The sequence below is a fragment of the Sphingomonas sp. genome, from assembly GCF_032114135.1.
GTDB lineage: Bacteria > Pseudomonadota > Alphaproteobacteria > Sphingomonadales > Sphingomonadaceae > Sphingomonas.
Genome location: NZ_DAMCTA010000001.1, coordinates 687,145 through 702,689 on the forward strand (window position 1 = coordinate 687,145; position 15,545 = coordinate 702,689).

Below are 15,545 nucleotides of genomic sequence, written 5' to 3' on the forward strand. Positions count from 1 at the left end.
GTTGGGGCCGAGCGTGGCGCAACGCTGCAGAAGCGTCAAACCCCGCTCGGCCCCTCCCATCAGTGCAGCGAGGCACCGCCGCCGGCGCGCACCGGCTTGGCGCGGCCCGCGGCGATCGCGAAGCCGCACAGCACCACGTAGCAGAGCGCTGGCACGATCAGCGCGAAGGCATAGCCGTGCAGATCCGCCACCTTGCCGACCAGCAGCGGCAGCAGCGCGCCGCCGACGATCGCGGTGCACAGCAGGCCCGAGGTCGCCTCCTCGCTGGCGCCCGACCGTTCGAGCGTCAGCGTGAAGATCACCGGGAACATGATCGAGTTGAACAGGCCGATCGACAGCGCGACGAAGCCCGCGGTGACGCCGCCGACCGCGACGACATAGAGGCACATGGCGGCCGCGATCACCGTGAACAGCGAGAGCAGCTTGTCGGCGCGGACGCGGGTGAGCAGCAGCGAGCCCAGTGCCCGGCCGACCATCGCGCCGCCCCAATAGAATGCAACGGCCTTGCCGGCCTCCTGGAGCGACACGCCATGGACGCCGTCGCTGCCCATCAGCGTGCCGAGGATCGGCACCCCGAACGGCGCATCGGACTGGCCCCAGATGCTGTTGTCGTTGAGGAACAGCGCCATCTGCGTCCCGATCGACACTTCGGCGCCGACATAGAGGAAGATGCCCAGCGCGCCGAACAGCGCCCAGCGCGACGAGAAGGCGTCGAACAGGCCGGTGGTGCCCTTGTGCGCAGGCGCGGCATCGCGGACGACGCGGCGGCTAAGGAAGAAGAACACCGCAAGCGCGAGGATCAGGCCGCAGATCCACAGATAGGCGGTGTCGATGCCCGCCAGCGCCTCGGCACGGACCGCCGGATCGACGACCGCGCCCGACTTCACCTCGACGCCCTTGAGGAACAGGTGCGCGCCGAGCAGCGGGCCGAGAAAGGTGCCGAAGGAGTTGAAGGTCTGGCTCAGCACCAGCCGGAAATGGCTGCGCTGCGGATCGCCGAGCGCCGCCGCCAGCGGGTTCGCCGCGACCTGGAGCACGGTGATGCCGCTCGCCAGCACGAACAGGCCGAGCAGCACCAGCCAGTAATTGGCGAGGTTGGCCGCGGTCAGCATGATCAGGCAAGCGACCGCCATGGTGCAGAGTGCCAGCAGGATGGAGGGCACGGCCTTCAACCGCGAGACCAGTACGGCGGCAGGCAGCGATACCACGAAATAGGCGAAGAAGAAGGCAAAGGCACTCGCCTGCGCCTGCAGATTGGTGAGCGTGAAGATGCCCTTCACCGCCGCTACGAGCGGGTCGACCAGCGAGGTGATGAACCCCCAGGCGAAGAACAGCGTTGTTACCGCGGCGAATGCCAGCGTGGTGTGCGTCGAACGTGCGGTGGCCAAGCGATCCCTCTCCTGCCCTGGTGGCGTGTGGGCGCGACGCTTTCCGACAACGTTGGCAAAAGTCAAGCTGAGCGGGGAATGGGTTTTCCTTCTCGCATGTTGCTGTGGGCATCGCCTATAGGCCGATGCGTTGATAAACGACGCGGCGAGTGGAGTATTGCGCGTGGACGAAGTGAAGAAGCCGGCGGGAACGAAGTTGGTGCTGACGAAGGGGGTAGCAATAGTGGCGCTGGCCAGCGCAATCGCCTCGCCCGCCATGGCCCAGTTCCGGCTGATTCCGAAACCGAAGTCGAGCCCTACGCCCGTCGCGCAGACGACGCCGACGCCCGCGAGCCAGGTGCAGACCCAAGCGCCCGTCCGCACGCAGACGCCGCGGCCCGCAGCAACGCGTGCGCCGCAGTCGCAGACCCCGGCCGTGCAGACGCCGCGCTCCTCGCTCACCCCCCCCCAGGCGCAGCCGACCCCACTTGTCCCGGCGCCGTTGGTGGCCGCGACCCCGCTGCCCACGCTGAGCACCAAGCAGATCGCCGAATTGCGCCAGCTGCTCACCGACGCCGGCCTGTCGCAAGGCCTGCGTCGCATGACCAGCACGGTCACGCTGCCCGACGACAGCGACGGCATGGCCCGCGCTGCGCTGGATTATGCCCGCGCGGTCCATTCGGGGCGGCTCGATTCGAGCGACTTCATCAACGACTGGGGCCTCCGCCCCGCCCCGTTCGATCCCGCCCCCGGCTTCGCCGATGCAGTGAAGCGCGATCGCCTCACCGCGTGGATCCGCTCGCTGCCGCCGCCCTATGCCGGCTATGATGGGCTGGAAAAGGGCCTTGTCGCTTATCGCGCCATCCTCACCTCGGGTGGCTGGTCGAAGCTTGCGCCGGGGCCCGATCTCGCCAAGGGCGCCAGCGGCGCGCGGGTGAAGGCGTTGCGCAAGCGTCTCGCCGTCGAGGACAAGCAGGTCTCGACCAGCGGCGACGTGTTCGACCAGGACCTGCAGGAAGCCGTACTCCGCGCCCAGCGCCGCTACGGCCTGCGCCCGACCGGCGTCGTCTCCACCGGCACGCTCGCCGCGCTCAACGTGCCGGTCGAGGCGCGCGTGCGCCAGATCATGGCGAACATGGAGCGCTGGCGCTGGCTGCCGCAGACGCTGCCGGCCAAGCGCATCCAGGTGAACATCGCCGCGGCCGTGATGACCGTCTTCGAGGGCGACAGCCCGATCGCCTCGATGAAGGCGGTCACCGGCCGTCCGGGCAACGAGACGCCGATGCTCCAGTCGCGCATCCACTCGATCGTGCTCAATCCGCCGTGGAACGTGCCGAGCGGCATCGCCGCCAAGGAGCTGTGGCCCAAGGGCGAGGGCTATCTGAAGGCGCATGGCTATCGCGTGATCGGCACCGGTCCGGATCGCCGCCTGCAGCAGGAATCGGGTCCGCGCAGCGCGCTCGGCCGCTACAAGTTCGACTTCGACAACCCGTACGCCGTGTATCTGCACGACACGCCGGTCCAGTCGGGCTTCAACAGCTATAGCCGGCTCGACAGCCATGGCTGCGTGCGGCTGGAAAAGCCGGGCCCGCTTGCCGAACTGCTGCTCAAGAACGATCCGAACTGGCAGCCCGACGCGATCGCCGCGCAGCTGGAAGGCACCAAGACGGTGCGCGTCCGCCTTGCCGATGCCGACCAGGTCGCCGTCTATCTGCTCTACTGGACCGCGTTTGCCAGCGGCGACGGCACGATGAATTTCCGCGACGATCCCTATAGCTGGGACAAGCTGCTCGCCGAGAAGATCGAATCGCGTGCGGCGGTCAGCGTCGCCACCGCCTCCTGAAACCGAACGCCAAGGAAACATTGATGAAGCTGCGCACTTTCGCGATCCTTGCCGGCGCCGGCCTCACTCTCGCCGCTTGCGGGAGCAAGGACGAGGCACCGAGCACGCCCGACGCCAACGTCACCGAGATCACCGTGCCGGAGACCCCGGCCGACGTGAACGTCTCGACCCAGGAGCCCGCGGCGGCCGAGCCGGTCAACGCCGCGCCGGTGCCCGAGGCGACCCCGACCGAGAAGCCCGCGCCGTTCAGCGACCGCGAGCAGACCGAGTCGGACGCCGCCGCCACCGGCATGACGTCGCGCATCGACCGCAACGCCGACAGCGAGAACCAGGAAAAGAAGCAGCAGTAAGCGGGAGGACGGCGCGCCCAGCGTTAGCGGGCGCGCCCCTCGTTGCGCGCCGAACGGCCCTGGCTCACCCGGGCAAGCAGCAGCTCAAGATGCTCGAGCGAATAACCCGAGGCGTGAAAGGCGGCAATTTCCTGCTTCGGCAGCGCGTAGCCCTTGTGCCAGGCAAGCACGGCGATTCGGCGCAGCGCCTCGAGCTTGGAATCGGCCAGCCGCGGGCTTGCCCGGTCACCGCCGAAAAAAACCGTGATGAAACGCGCCCAGCGGCTCGGCGCGTGGAGCGAGGACAGCCGATCACGCTGCGCGATCGCAACGACCTGCCATTCCAGCGGTGTCAGCGCCGCAGCCGGCTGCATCGTGATGGGCTGACGGTCGAAGCCGGAAAGATCAAGATACGCCATCGCCTGCACTCCCTAAACGCAGCGGATGCAGGCCTCCTGTTGACGAAGCCATGGGACAACGCCGGCCGTTCCGCGAAAATCTGTTCCACCTTGATCCCGCATTGGAACAGCAGAGGATCCCCCCATCGTTCCGCCGCGAGAACTACCGGTATATCCCGGCTCCCTGAACCCACGCTGTCCGTTCGGGCGCGGGTCGTTTCGGTATGCAGCCCCATCTACGCCGGTCTGCCGTAACGTCAAGCTAAAATCGTACTGCCCAGTACTGCAATTTACAATGTGGCTCCGGTGTGGCGAATTTGCCGCACCGCAGCAGCGTGATGTCAACATGAACCCCGGCCTACGAAGCGGTTCAGGCTTCGGACGCGTAGACAGGGTTAGTCCTTCGCCATCGACACAAGAGAGGACACGTCAGATGAAACTGGTTCAATGGATCGCCGCCGCCGGCTTTGTCGCCACCGGACTGGTCGGTGCCACCGCCGCCCAGGCGCAGGACTGGCGCTACCGCGACCATCATGAACGTCGCTGGGATCGCCACGACCGCCATCATGGCTGGGACCGCGGTCGCAACTATGGCTGGGATCGCGGACGCCATCATGGCTGGGACCGCGGCGGCTATGGCTATCGCAGCCGCACCGTCTGCTGGAACGAATGGCGTCACGGCCGTCGCATCGAAGTCTGCCGTCGCCGCTGACGGCTCAGGGAGCGCCCGCAGGAGGAGGCGGGCGCTCCGGATCCTCGACCAGCGGCAGCATCAGCACGAAGCGCGCGCCCATGCCGGGCGCACTGTCGACGATCAGGTCGCCGCCCATCGCCCGCGCCAAGCGCCGCGCGATATAGAGCCCCAGCCCGCTGCCCCCCGGTTCGGTGGGATCGACGCGGCCGAACTTCTCGAAGATCCGTGTCTGATCGTCGAGCGCGATGCCCTTGCCCTGATCGGCGACGATCACGCAGCCCATCCCGCCCTCGCATTCGAGCCGGATCCACACCGCAGCGCCGCGCGGGCTGTAGCGCAGCGCGTTGCCGATGAGATTGACCAGCACTTGCAGCGCCCGGCGAAACTCGCCGCGGACCCGCAGTTCCATGTCCGGCCCGGGGCGATCGACGCGAACCCCCGCCTCCCCCGCCCGCACCGCAAGCAGCCCCGCCGCGCGCCGCGCCACATCGGCCAGGTCGATGGTCGGGCGCGTCGTCGCGAAATCCTCGCGCTCGATCGCCTGGAGATCGACCAGATCCTCGACCAGCGCGAGCAGATGCCGCCCGGCGCTGGCGATATCCCCGGCATAGCCGGCATAGTCGCCGCGGATCGGCCCTTCGGCCTGCACGCCGATCGCATCGGCATTGGCGATGATCCGCGCGAGCGGCCCGCGCAGCGCCCGCTCCAGTCGCTTGCCGAACGCGCGCGGGAAACCGCCCCCGATGACCGGAGGCACGGACCGCGGCGGGTCGCCACCCTCGCTGTCCAGCGCGCGCGCCGCACCGATAAAGCCTGCGAAGCGCCCGAGCGGATCGTGCCGCGGCGTTGCGGCGAGTCGGACCATCCGCCCGGTCCCGCGTACCTCGGCACGCTGGCCGTCGAACCGCGCCTGGGCAGACATCGCCGAAAGGATCGGCAACTGCCCGGCATCGTCCTGCGCGAGCGCGAACAACCGGGTGAGCGGCTGGCCGAGCATCTCGCGAATGTCGAAGCCGTGGCGCTGCCCCGCCTCGGGTGAGAGGAAGGTCAGCCGTAGCGCGCCGTCGGTCTCCCACAACCAGTCACCCGCGGCGCGAAGAAAGTCGCCGTCACGCGCGGGATCACCGGCGGGCCGCCAGGCCGGGCGCGCGCGCCAGCCGCTGACCTCGAGCCTCACCCCCCCGCGATCGGGACCGGCGCGCACCCAGAGATCGATTTCCTCATCGCCGTCCGCCGCGACAACGCTGCGCGAGATCGCGATGCCCAGGCGATAGGCAAGTTGCGCCACCGCGGCGACGCCCGGCAGCGCCAGCGGGGCGCCGATCTCGCCACCCGCGCGGTCGTTGAGCGCGCGCAGCCTGGGCTCGGCATCGATCAGCCGCCCGCTGGCATCCAGCCGCGCCACCGCCAGCGGCACAACCGGATCGAGCGACGGGATCGCGATCACCGTGCGCGGACCCCGCGGAGCGCGGCGCGGGCGGCGCGATAGTCGGGCGGCAGCCGCAGTTCCGCGAGCACGGCGCGCGCCTCGGCGATGTCGAGCGCTGCCAGCATGTCGATCGCATCCGCCAGCGCGGCGAGATCGCGGCGGGGATCGGCGTCGCTGAGCAGGAAACAGAGTTCGGCGATGGCCTGGCGGGGCACGTCGAGCGCGTGCAGCACCAGCAACAGCCGTTCGGCACCGGGATCGAGCAGCAGGCCGCGCGCATCGGCGAAGGTGACGCCGCCCGAGCGTGCAAGCATCGCCAGAAACAAAGGAACGTGCCGGTCGCGCAGCGCTTCCAGCAGCACGCGGGCGCGTTCGCGCGGCTCGGGCGCGATCGCGGCGGCAAGACGGAGCGCCGCCGCCTCCACCTGGTGCTCCATGGCCTGCTCGGCCAACGCGCATTCGGCTGCGACCGCGGCGCAGAGCGCCGCGTCCAGTGCAACGCCTGCCAGGGTTCCCGCTTGCTCGCGCATCGCGGATGCAACCCACCAAAGCAGGCGGTGGTGCAAGGTTAACGGCAGCATCCACCGTCCCGCTTCAGGACTCCGCGCCCGGCTCTCGGCGACCAGCAATGCCCGCGCCGCGCCGGACAATTCCGGCGCCGGATGTTCTGCCAGGCGGTTGATCAGGCTCGGGCGCGCGGGGTGTTCGGCGGCGCGATGGGGCAAGCCCGAAGCAAGCTGCTCGAGGCGGATCTGCGCAAGCAGCTCGTCGACCAGCGCTCGGTCTGCGGCCAATCCGGCGGCGTGGAGCAGCGGCAGCGCCGGGCCGATGCCAGGAAAGCCTTCCGGTGCCACCGCGCGCCGCAAGCTACCTTCGATCGCGGAGACGATCTGCTCGAGCGTGATCAGCATCGCGGAGCGCGTCCGCTCGTCGAGCCGCAAGCTTTCGGGGATCGCCAGGTCGCGCGTGGTCGCTTCGCCAAGCGCGCGGTCGCGCGCCGCCGCCGCCGCGGCGCGCGCCAGCAGATCCTGAGCGTCGATGGCCGGGCCACCACGCGGTTCGGGAGCGCCTTGCGCCATGTACCAAGGACATAGCGCAGGTAGCTTAATCGGAGGCTAAGACTTGCCGCGCAGGCTTTCGATCGCCGCGGTCAGCGTCGCGAACGCATAGGCCGACACCGCCGCCAGCCCCAATGTCGCGTGTCCGACCAGCGCGAAGGGGGTGAAGATGAGCATCTGCGCTGCCGCATTCGCCCACCAGCGCCGGCGCGGCACCGGCACGCGTTCGGCGAGCAGCTGCAGCCCCACGCCGCCCGCCGCCAGCAGCAGCGGCGTCGCGTTGCCGATCGCGCGGAACTCGCGCCAGCCACCTGCCGCAAGCAGCAGCATGAACAGGCCCAGGATCGCGACTTCGATCTGCCGCGCGCGCGGTTCCTCGCCGCGCAGCGCCGCGTGCGAAGCGGCGGTCGAAAAGGCCAACGTCGCGAGCAGCGCGACGAGCGCGCCGATCCCTTCCCAGCCCGCCAGCACGGTAAGCAGCGATGCAACCGACACCACCCCGCCCAGCGCCAGCGGCGCCCAGTCAGGAATGTTGCGCGCCATCATCTGCGGCAGCACGAGCCGCGCCGCGCGGCTGAACACCCAGCGGTCGGCCCAGAGCGTACGGCGATCGCTCAGCGCCACCAGCACCGCGTCGTTGCGCGCCGCCAGCCCCTCGCCGCTCCGCTCGACCGCATGGCCCGCGCGCGCCCAGCCCGGCGCTAGCGGTACCTGCAGCGCGCCCGATTGTGCCGCGACCCGCAGCAGCGCCGACTGAAAGTCGTAATCCTCGGGCATCGCCGCGATATGCGCCAGGTGCCGCGTCTCGATCCGCGCGATGCCGGCCCAGCAATGCCGCATGTCGAGCCGTTCGATCGCGGCGGGCGAGTCGGTATCGTCCGTCACCAGCAGCGCCGCATGGGGTTCGGCCGCCATCCGCTCCATCACCGGATCGATGGTGACGAGCCCGTCGGCCAGCACCAGCACATCGGCGTCGCGCAGCACCTTCTCCGCCGCTTCCTCGGCCGAGCGGACGATGTCGACCTTGAGCCGCCCGCGCCCCGCCCGCTCGATCGCGCCGAGGAACTGCGGGGTCACCTTGCCGACAGCGACCAGCACCTGCTCGACACCGATGCCGGCGAGCAGGCGGATCTGATATTCGAGCAGCGTCATGCCTCCGAACGGCAAACTGGCAACCAGCGTGCCGGGGCGATCCTGCGCCTCCTCCACCGCGAAGATCAGGCCGCAGAGCGCGCGTTCGGGTGCCACCATCGAGCCCTCCATCAGTAGAGCAGATGCGGCTGGCGTGCCGCGATCCAGGCCGCTTCGTCGGGCAGAGTCCGCGCATCGAGATCGACGGGGGTGGCGGCGGGATCGTCGACCCATTCGCGCAGGCCCGGGCCGCCGTTGATCACGTCGATCGCGAGCTTGTCGAACACATATTCGTACGGGAAATCGCGCCAGAGAGCATAGTCGGGGTACAGCGCGCGGATCGCTTTGAACGCCAACGCCTGCACGCGCCAGGGGCGGAAGGCGTGGTGGTCGTAGCGCGGCCCTTCGGCGTGGAGGAACACCCCCGCGCAGAGCTGGCCGACATGCTTGTGGAAGGTCGGCTGGAACCACATGTCGCGCAGCGTGCAGCCATCGAGCCACTCTGAGGCGAGCCGCTGCATCTCGGCGATCACCGCGCGGGCATCGATATCGGGCGCGCCGAACAGCTCGAGCGGGCGCGTGGTGCCGCGGCCTTCGGACAGCGTCGTCCCTTCCAGCATCACCGTGCCGGCATAGGCCCGCGCCATGTTGACGTTGGCGGCATTGGGGCTCGGGTTGATCCAGGGGCGCTCGGCCGGCCAGCCGAAGCCGGGTGCAGCGTCCGGCTGCCAGCCCTGCATCGCGATCACGCGATACTGCACGTCGAGGCCATAGTGCGCGATGAACCAGTGGCCGAGCTCGCCCAGCGTCATGCCGTGGCGCATCGGCATCGGCCCTGCCCCGACGAAGCTCTCCCAGCCCGGCAGCAGCGTCAGCCCCTCGACCGGGCGGCCGGCGGGATTGGGGCGATCGAGCACCCACACCGCCTTGCCATGCTTCGCCGCAGCTTCGAGCACGTAGAGCAGCGTCGTCACAAAGGTATAGATGCGGCAGCCGACATCCTGCAGGTCGACCAGCATCACGTCGAACGTGTCCATCGACGCGTCGGTCGGACGGCGCACCTCGCCGTACAGGCTGAACACCGGCACGCCGTATTGCGGATCGGTGAAGTCCGGGGACTCCATCATATTGTCCTGCAGGTCCCCGCGGACGCCGTGCTGGGGGCCGAACACCGCCGAGATGTTCACGCCCACCGCCACCAGCGCGTCGAGGCTGTGGGTAAGGTCCGCGGTCACCGAGGCAGGATGAGCGAGCAGCGCCACGCGCTTGCCCTGCAGGGGCGCGCGAAGATCCGGTTCGGCGAGGAGGCGATCGATTCCGAAAAGCATGTCAGTCTGCTGGCGGCAGTTCGCCGACAAAGCAATCGGGATCGTGGAAATCCGGCGCATCGCCGCCATGACGCAGCGCCCAATAGGATTTGGTACCGTCCGTCTCCTCGATCACCGCGGTGATGCCGAGGCGGAGCGGACCGGTGCCGATGCCGGGGAGCGCGACGGACAGGATCGTCTCCTCCTGCTGCCCGGAGAGCCGGATCGCCGGCGGCTCGGGCATCGCCAGGGGGGCCATGCCCTCGCGTCGCGCGGTGAACCGGTAGGCGGCCCATGGCCCCGAGGGCGCGAAGTTGAATTCGCGATAGGCCGGGGAATTCTCCGCCACGAAGAGTTCGAGGCAGGTCGTCCGCCACAGGCCGTCGGTGCGTACCGGCGGCGCGCGTTCCGGAAGGCGGAGCGCGCCCGGCGCCGCCACGATGCGATAGGTCAGGCGAAGGAGGTTGCCGTCCCGCTGGAGGCCGCATCGAACCGAAATGACGGATCCGGGCGGCATCGCGGGGTGCGGCAGCAGGGTGTAATGCATGGTCCCCTCTAGCGCGGAAGCGTGCCGTCGTCAGCACTTGCCTGCGCCGAAAGGCCATGGCAGCGCAACAATTCCTTCGTAGAGCCGCAGCCATGAAGTTCCTCCATACCTTCCACCTTGCCGCCTATTGCGACACGCTGCTCAGCTACACCCTCGCGCTGATCCTCGGCGCCGCGATCGGCGCGGAGCGGCAGTTCCGCCAGCGCACCGCGGGGCTGCACACCAACGCGCTGGTTGCGCTCGGCTCGGCCGCGTTCGTCGATCTGGCCCAGCGCATCGCCGGCAATCTCGAGGCGGTGCGGGTGATTTCCTATGTCGTCTCGGGCATCGGCTTTCTCGGCGCGGGCGTGATCATGAAGGAGGGGATGAACGTCCGCGGCCTCAACACCGCGGCGACCCTGTGGTGCTCGGCGGCAGTGGGCGCGTGCGCCGGCAGCGACATGGCGGCGGAGGCGGCGACGCTCGCGATGTTTGTCATCGCCGGCAACACGCTGCTGCGGCCGGTGGTCAACGCGATCAACCGCGTGCCGCTGTCGGGCGGACAGGTGGAGGCGACCTATTTCGTCACGCTCACCACCGTGCCGGCCGAGGTCGATCGGCTCCGCGACCTTCTGACCGATCACTTGGAGCTGATGCGCTACCCCGTCGCCGAGATCGAGACGATCGAGCGCCCCGACGACCGGATCGAACTGCGCGCCCGCCTCGTCTCCACCGCCGCGCTCGATGCGGAGCTCGACAGCATCATCGCGCATCTCGACAAGCGCCACGACGTCCAGCACGCCAGTTGGGAGTTGCAGACGCAGGACTGAGCGGCCGGGGATGACGTGGGCGCCCGCATTGGCTATGCGCGCTCGCATCATGACCGAATACAGCTCCGATCTGCTCCGCCTGCTCGCCTCGCGCGGGTATATCCACCAGGTGACCGACGCCGAGGGCCTCGACGCGCTCGCCGCCAAGCAGATCGTGCCGGGCTATATCGGCTTCGATCCCACCGCGCCCTCGCTCCATGTCGGCAGCCTGGTGCAGATCATGCTGCTCCGCCGCCTCCAGCAGGCGGGCCACAAGCCGATTGTGCTGATGGGCGGCGGCACCGGCAAGATCGGCGACCCGAGCTTCAAGGACGAAGCGCGCAAGATGCTGACGCTCGACACGATCGGCAGCAACATCGCCTCGATCAAGACGGTGTTCGAGAATGTCCTCACCTTCGGCGACGGCCCCAGCGACGCAGTGATGGTCGACAATGCCGACTGGCTCGACAAGCTCGAGTACATTCCGTTTCTGCGCGACATTGGCCGGCATTTCTCGATCAACCGGATGCTGAGCTTCGATTCGGTCAAGCTGCGGCTCGATCGCGAGCAGTCGCTGAGCTTCCTCGAGTTCAACTACATGATCCTCCAGGGCTATGACTTTTTGGAGCTGTCGCGCCGCTCGGGCTGCCGCCTGCAGATGGGCGGATCGGACCAGTGGGGCAATATCGTCAACGGCATCGAGCTGTCGCGACGCGTCGACGGCACCGAGGTCTACGGCGTCACCACCCCGCTGATCACTACCGCCGACGGCGGCAAGATGGGCAAGACCATGTCCGGCGCGGTGTGGCTCAACCCCGACCAGCTGCCGCACTACGACTATTGGCAGTTCTGGCGGAACACCGACGATCGTGACGTCGGCCGCTTCCTCCGCCTGTTCACCGATCTGCCGCTCGACGAGATCGCGCGGCTCGAGGCGCTGGAAGGCGCCGAGATCAACGAAGCGAAGAAGATCCTCGCCAACGAGGCCACCGCCATGTGCCGCGGCCGCGCCGCGGCCGAGGAAGCCGCCGAGACCGCCCGCAAGACCTTCGAGGAAGGCACCGCCGGCGGCGCATTGCCGACCCTCGCGGTCAGCGGCGGCAGCATCAGCGTGGTCGATGCGCTGGTCGGCCTGGGCTTCTGCGCGTCGAAGGGCGAGGCACGGCGGCTGATCAAGGGCGGCGGCGCGCGCGTAGAAGGCGAGAAGATCGACGACGAGGCCGCGACGATCGCGGTCTCCGGCGAGGTCCGGCTCTCGGCGGGCAAGAAGCATCACGGGCTGCTCGCGCCGCAGGGCTAACGCCGGGTTTACTAGCCTTGTTCGGCACGCGTTCACTGATCCAGGTTACCGTTTTTGCGGTCCTCCAGCGTGTGGAGAGGGGCGTGTGAGCGTAATGGGTGCCAAGCTGGCGACGATTGATGATCGGTTGGTGCATCGCGACGAGGTCGAACATCGCACCCGTGCGGTTGGGCCCGACGCGCGCTCCGTCACCTTCCTCGTCGTCAACATATCGCCGCAAGGGCTGATGGCGCGCTGCGACGCGCCGTTCGAGGCGGGCGACCTGATCCGCATACAGCTCCCCATCGTTGGCGAAACCGGCGCCGAGATTCGCTGGACCCTGGGTGGCCGGGTCGGCTGCCAGTTCCTCCAGCCGATCGCCGACGTGGACTATGTCCCCGTCGTCACGGCGATGCGCGCGCGCTGATCAACCGGCGCGGAGCAGCCCCACCGCTGCATCGCGCTCGAACAGATACAGCGCCACCCGCGCCGCCTGCCCCCGCTCGCCCTTGAGCCCACCGTCGCGATCGACCAGCAGCCGCGCGTCGCCATTGGCCGCGGGCAGCAGCGCGCCGAGCATGTCCGGCTCGGCCAGCCGAAACTGCATGTCGCCCGATTGCCGCGTGCCGAGCAGTTCGCCCGCGCCGCGCAGCCGCAGATCCTCCTCGGCGATACGGAAGCCGTCATTGCTCTCGCGCATCAGCGCCAGCCGCGCGCGGGCGGTTTCGCTGAGATGGTTGCCGCGCAGCAGCACGCAGACCGAACGCCCCCCGCCCCGCCCTACGCGTCCACGCAGCTGGTGGAGCTGGGCCAGACCGAAGCGATCGGCATGCTCGATCACGATCAGCGTCGCATTGGGCACGTCGACGCCGACCTCGATCACCGTGGTCGCGACCAGCACGCCGAGCTCGCCCGCCGAAAAGCGCGCCATCACCGCGTCCTTTTCCGGCCCCTTCATCCGGCCATGGATCAGCCCGACCTTGTCGCCGAAATGCGCCTGCAGCTCGGCCGCGCGCGCCTCGGCGGCGGCGAGGTCGCTCTTTTCGCTCTCCTCGACCAGCGGGCACACCCAATAGGCCTGCCCGCCCCCCGCAAGGTGCCGCCCCAGCCCGCCGACGACCTCGCCCAGCCGCTCCTCGGAGATCACGCTGGTCTCGATTGGCTGGCGGCCCGGCGGCATCTCGTCGAGCCGGCTGACGTCCATCTCACCATATTGGGCGAGCGTTAGCGTGCGCGGGATCGGCGTTGCGGTCATCACCAGCAGGTGCGGCGGGCGCTCGGCCTTGGCCTGGAGCATCATCCGCTGGGCGACGCCGAAGCGATGCTGCTCGTCGACTACCACCAGCCCGAGGTCGCGATAGGTCACGCCTTCCTGGAAGATGGCATGGGTGCCGATCAGGATGTCGATCTCCCCCGCAGCCAGCCCCATCAGCGTCGCCTCACGGACCTTGCCCTTGTCGCGGCCGGTGAGAATCGCGACGTTGACGCCGAGCGGCGCCAGCGTGCGGCTGAGCGTCTCGTAATGCTGGCGGGCGAGGATCTCGGTCGGCGCGAGCAGCGCCCCCTGCGCGCCCGCCTCCGCCGCGATCAGGAGCGCCATGGTCGCGACCAGCGTCTTGCCCGAACCGACATCGCCCTGCAGCATCCGCAACATCGGCTGGGTCTGCGCCATGTCGCCTTCGATCTCGGCGATGGTGCGGCTCTGCGCGCCGGTAGGGGCATAAGGAAGCTTCAGCTTGTCGCGCAGCCGCCCGTCGCCGGCGAGTGGACGCCCGCGCTTCGCCCGCGCCTCGCCGCGCACCAGCAGCAACGCCAGCTGGTTGGCGAACACCTCGTCATAGGCGAGCCGCTCGCGTGCCTTGGCGTCGGCCGGGTCGGCATGGATGCGCGCGATCGCCTCGCGCCAGTCGGGCCAGTCCTTCTGCGCCTTGAGGCTCGGCTCGATCCATTCGGGGAGCTCGGGTGCGCGCTCGATCGCCTGCGCGGCGAGTGCGGCAATGCGCTTGGAGGTGATGCCTTCGGAGCAGGGATAGATCGCCTCGCGCCCGCCGACGCTCTCGACCTGGTCGAGCGGCAGGACATGGTCCGGATGCACCATCTGCAGGTCCTGGCCATAATGTTCGAGCTTGCCCGAGACCCAGCGCGGCTCTTTCAGCGGCAGCAGCTTCTTGGCCCAGCCCGAGCTGCCGCCAAAATAGACGAGGCTGACGTGATTGCCCTTGGCGTCGACCGCCTGCACCCGCGCCGGCGAGCGTGCGCCGCCACCGAAGCGATATTGCACGGGCGTCAACGTGATCGCGATCACCTTGCCCGAATCGGCCATGTCGAGTTCGTCGCGGGGGATTCGATCGACGAATCCGGTCGGCAGGTGGAAGGCGACGTCCACCACCCGCGCCAGCCCCAGCTTCTCCATGGGCTTGGCCAGCGCCGGGCCAATGCCCTTCAGCGCAGTGACTTCAGCGAACAATGGGTTGAGAAGCTCGGGACGCATCGCGCCGCCCTATCGTGCGCCGGGGCGGCTGACAAATGGCGCTGCGCCGGCCGCAGCGCCATTTGTCAGGGTTCAGGCGTTGAGAAAGATCGGGCTATGGCTGGTAAGCGCGGCTTCGATTGCCAGCACGACTTCCGGCACCGACGAGCCGATCACGACCTCATGATCCTTGCCGAACGAAATGACACCCACGTCCTCACCGGCCATGTTGATCGTGCTGACCGTGCGCACCGCTGCGATGTTGACGAGCATAGGCTCGCCGTTGATCGACTTCAGCATCACGAAGCGCAGTTTGTTGGTCAAAGTGTCGCTCATACTACCCTAGCCTTTACCCCAAAGAGACGACGATCGTAGCCCGCTTGGGTTAACAAGGCTTCCACGACCCTACCCGGAAGACCACGCTGCCCGGAAGACCACGCTGGCCTTTGGGCCGCTTCATCCCTATCTGCGGGGCTCGTGATCAACCGCGTGTCGGCCACGCCTCGGCGTGCAGCCGTCCGCCTGCCGTTGGAAAAGCCCGCCATGGATCGAGAAACCCGCCTCAAGCGCCTCCGCTTCCGCAGCTGGCACCGCGGCACCAAGGAAGCCGATCTGCTGATCGGTGGCTTCTTCGACCAGCATGGCGAAGGGTGGAACGACGCGGAGATCGCGTTGTTCGAGGCCCTGCTGGAAGAGCAGGACGTCGACATCATGGCCTGGGCGATGGGAACCGACACCGCGCCGGAGCGCTACCGGGGCACGATCCTCGATGCGCTCAAGACCCTGAACTACGTGCCTATTTCCGAGTAACTGCGGTGATGTGATCCACCACCCTCACCCGTCCGGCGCTACGCGCCCCCCCTCCCTCTCCCTAGGAAGGGAGAAGGGATGCCGCCCAACTCCCT

General features: G+C 68.6%; 16 protein-coding genes. 7 read left to right on the forward strand and 9 right to left on the reverse strand.

What is annotated here, in order from left to right:
* Positions 1–59 precede the first annotated feature (59 nt).
* Entirely contained in the window at positions 60–1,388 is a 1,329-nt protein-coding gene (locus tag RT655_RS03300; protein ID WP_313534965.1) for an MFS transporter, read from the reverse strand.
* A 256-nt stretch (positions 1,389–1,644) separates the two neighbouring features.
* Between RT655_RS03300 and RT655_RS03305 the strand changes: the two genes are divergently transcribed.
* Positions 1,645–3,210 (forward strand): murein L,D-transpeptidase, encoded by a 1,566-nt coding sequence (locus RT655_RS03305; protein WP_409530257.1) that lies wholly within the window; start codon positions 1,645–1,647, stop codon positions 3,208–3,210.
* Positions 3,211–3,233: 23 nt separating this feature from the next.
* Positions 3,234–3,560 carry a hypothetical protein gene (locus tag RT655_RS03310; RefSeq protein ID WP_313534967.1) on the forward strand — a complete coding sequence of 109 codons (327 nt, stop codon included), beginning with the start codon at positions 3,234–3,236 and terminating at the stop codon, positions 3,558–3,560.
* A gap of 23 nt (positions 3,561–3,583) precedes the next feature.
* On the opposite strand, the gene RT655_RS03315 is transcribed toward RT655_RS03310, so the two are convergent.
* Positions 3,584–3,958 carry a hypothetical protein gene (locus RT655_RS03315; protein WP_313534968.1) on the reverse strand — a complete coding sequence of 125 codons (375 nt, stop codon included), beginning with the start codon at positions 3,956–3,958 and terminating at the stop codon, positions 3,584–3,586.
* 412 nt (positions 3,959–4,370) lie between these two features.
* Here RT655_RS03315 and RT655_RS03320 point away from each other — a divergent pair, with 412 nt between their 5' ends.
* Positions 4,371–4,649 (forward strand): hypothetical protein, encoded by a 279-nt coding sequence (locus tag RT655_RS03320; protein WP_313534969.1) that lies wholly within the window; start codon positions 4,371–4,373, stop codon positions 4,647–4,649.
* A 4-nt stretch (positions 4,650–4,653) separates the two neighbouring features.
* Here the strand turns inward: RT655_RS03320 and RT655_RS03325 are convergent, their stop codons facing one another.
* The 5 genes from RT655_RS03325 to RT655_RS03345 are packed head-to-tail and all read right to left on the reverse strand — an operon-like array spanning position 4,654 to position 10,103.
* Positions 4,654–6,078 (reverse strand): ATP-binding protein, encoded by a 1,425-nt coding sequence (locus RT655_RS03325; RefSeq protein ID WP_313534970.1) that lies wholly within the window; start codon positions 6,076–6,078, stop codon positions 4,654–4,656.
* Entirely contained in the window at positions 6,075–7,139 is a 1,065-nt protein-coding gene (locus tag RT655_RS03330) for a DUF2336 domain-containing protein (protein ID WP_313534971.1), read from the reverse strand. Before RT655_RS03330 ends, RT655_RS03325 begins: the two co-directional genes overlap by 4 nt.
* A gap of 36 nt (positions 7,140–7,175) precedes the next feature.
* Positions 7,176–8,369 carry a hypothetical protein gene (locus RT655_RS03335; RefSeq protein ID WP_313534972.1) on the reverse strand — a complete coding sequence of 398 codons (1,194 nt, stop codon included), beginning with the start codon at positions 8,367–8,369 and terminating at the stop codon, positions 7,176–7,178.
* A gap of 11 nt (positions 8,370–8,380) precedes the next feature.
* The gene (locus RT655_RS03340; RefSeq protein WP_313534973.1) at positions 8,381–9,577 is read right to left on the reverse strand and encodes a DUF1343 domain-containing protein; all 1,197 of its coding nucleotides are present in this window, start codon (positions 9,575–9,577) and stop codon (positions 8,381–8,383) included.
* 1 nt (position 9,578) lies between these two features.
* Complete coding sequence (locus RT655_RS03345) at positions 9,579–10,103, reverse strand: DOMON-like domain-containing protein (protein ID WP_313534974.1); 525 nt, start codon at positions 10,101–10,103, stop codon at positions 9,579–9,581.
* A 92-nt stretch (positions 10,104–10,195) separates the two neighbouring features.
* Here RT655_RS03345 and RT655_RS03350 point away from each other — a divergent pair, with 92 nt between their 5' ends.
* The 3 genes from RT655_RS03350 to RT655_RS03360 all read left to right on the forward strand — a co-directional run bounded on the left by RT655_RS03350 (position 10,196) and on the right by RT655_RS03360 (position 12,597).
* A complete protein-coding gene (locus tag RT655_RS03350) occupies positions 10,196–10,912 on the forward strand; it encodes an MgtC/SapB family protein (RefSeq protein WP_313534975.1) in 717 nt (238 codons plus the stop codon).
* 49 nt (positions 10,913–10,961) lie between these two features.
* A complete protein-coding gene (gene tyrS / locus RT655_RS03355) occupies positions 10,962–12,191 on the forward strand; it encodes a tyrosine--tRNA ligase (RefSeq protein WP_313534976.1) in 1,230 nt (409 codons plus the stop codon).
* A 94-nt stretch (positions 12,192–12,285) separates the two neighbouring features.
* Positions 12,286–12,597 (forward strand): PilZ domain-containing protein, encoded by a 312-nt coding sequence (locus RT655_RS03360; protein ID WP_313536890.1) that lies wholly within the window; start codon positions 12,286–12,288, stop codon positions 12,595–12,597.
* Here RT655_RS03360 and recG read toward each other — a convergent pair whose 3' ends face one another.
* Both recG and RT655_RS03370 read right to left on the reverse strand, forming a co-directional pair.
* On the reverse strand, positions 12,598–14,661 hold the full coding sequence (recG, locus tag RT655_RS03365; RefSeq protein ID WP_313534977.1) for an ATP-dependent DNA helicase RecG: 2,064 nt from the start codon (positions 14,659–14,661) through the stop codon (positions 12,598–12,600).
* Positions 14,662–14,733: 72 nt separating this feature from the next.
* Positions 14,734–14,976, reverse strand: a complete 243-nt coding sequence (locus tag RT655_RS03370; protein WP_313534978.1) for a hypothetical protein — start codon at positions 14,974–14,976, stop codon at positions 14,734–14,736.
* A gap of 207 nt (positions 14,977–15,183) precedes the next feature.
* Between RT655_RS03370 and RT655_RS03375 the strand changes: the two genes are divergently transcribed.
* Entirely contained in the window at positions 15,184–15,450 is a 267-nt protein-coding gene (locus RT655_RS03375; RefSeq protein ID WP_313536891.1) for a succinate dehydrogenase assembly factor 2, read from the forward strand.
* Positions 15,451–15,545: the final 95 nt, after the last annotated feature.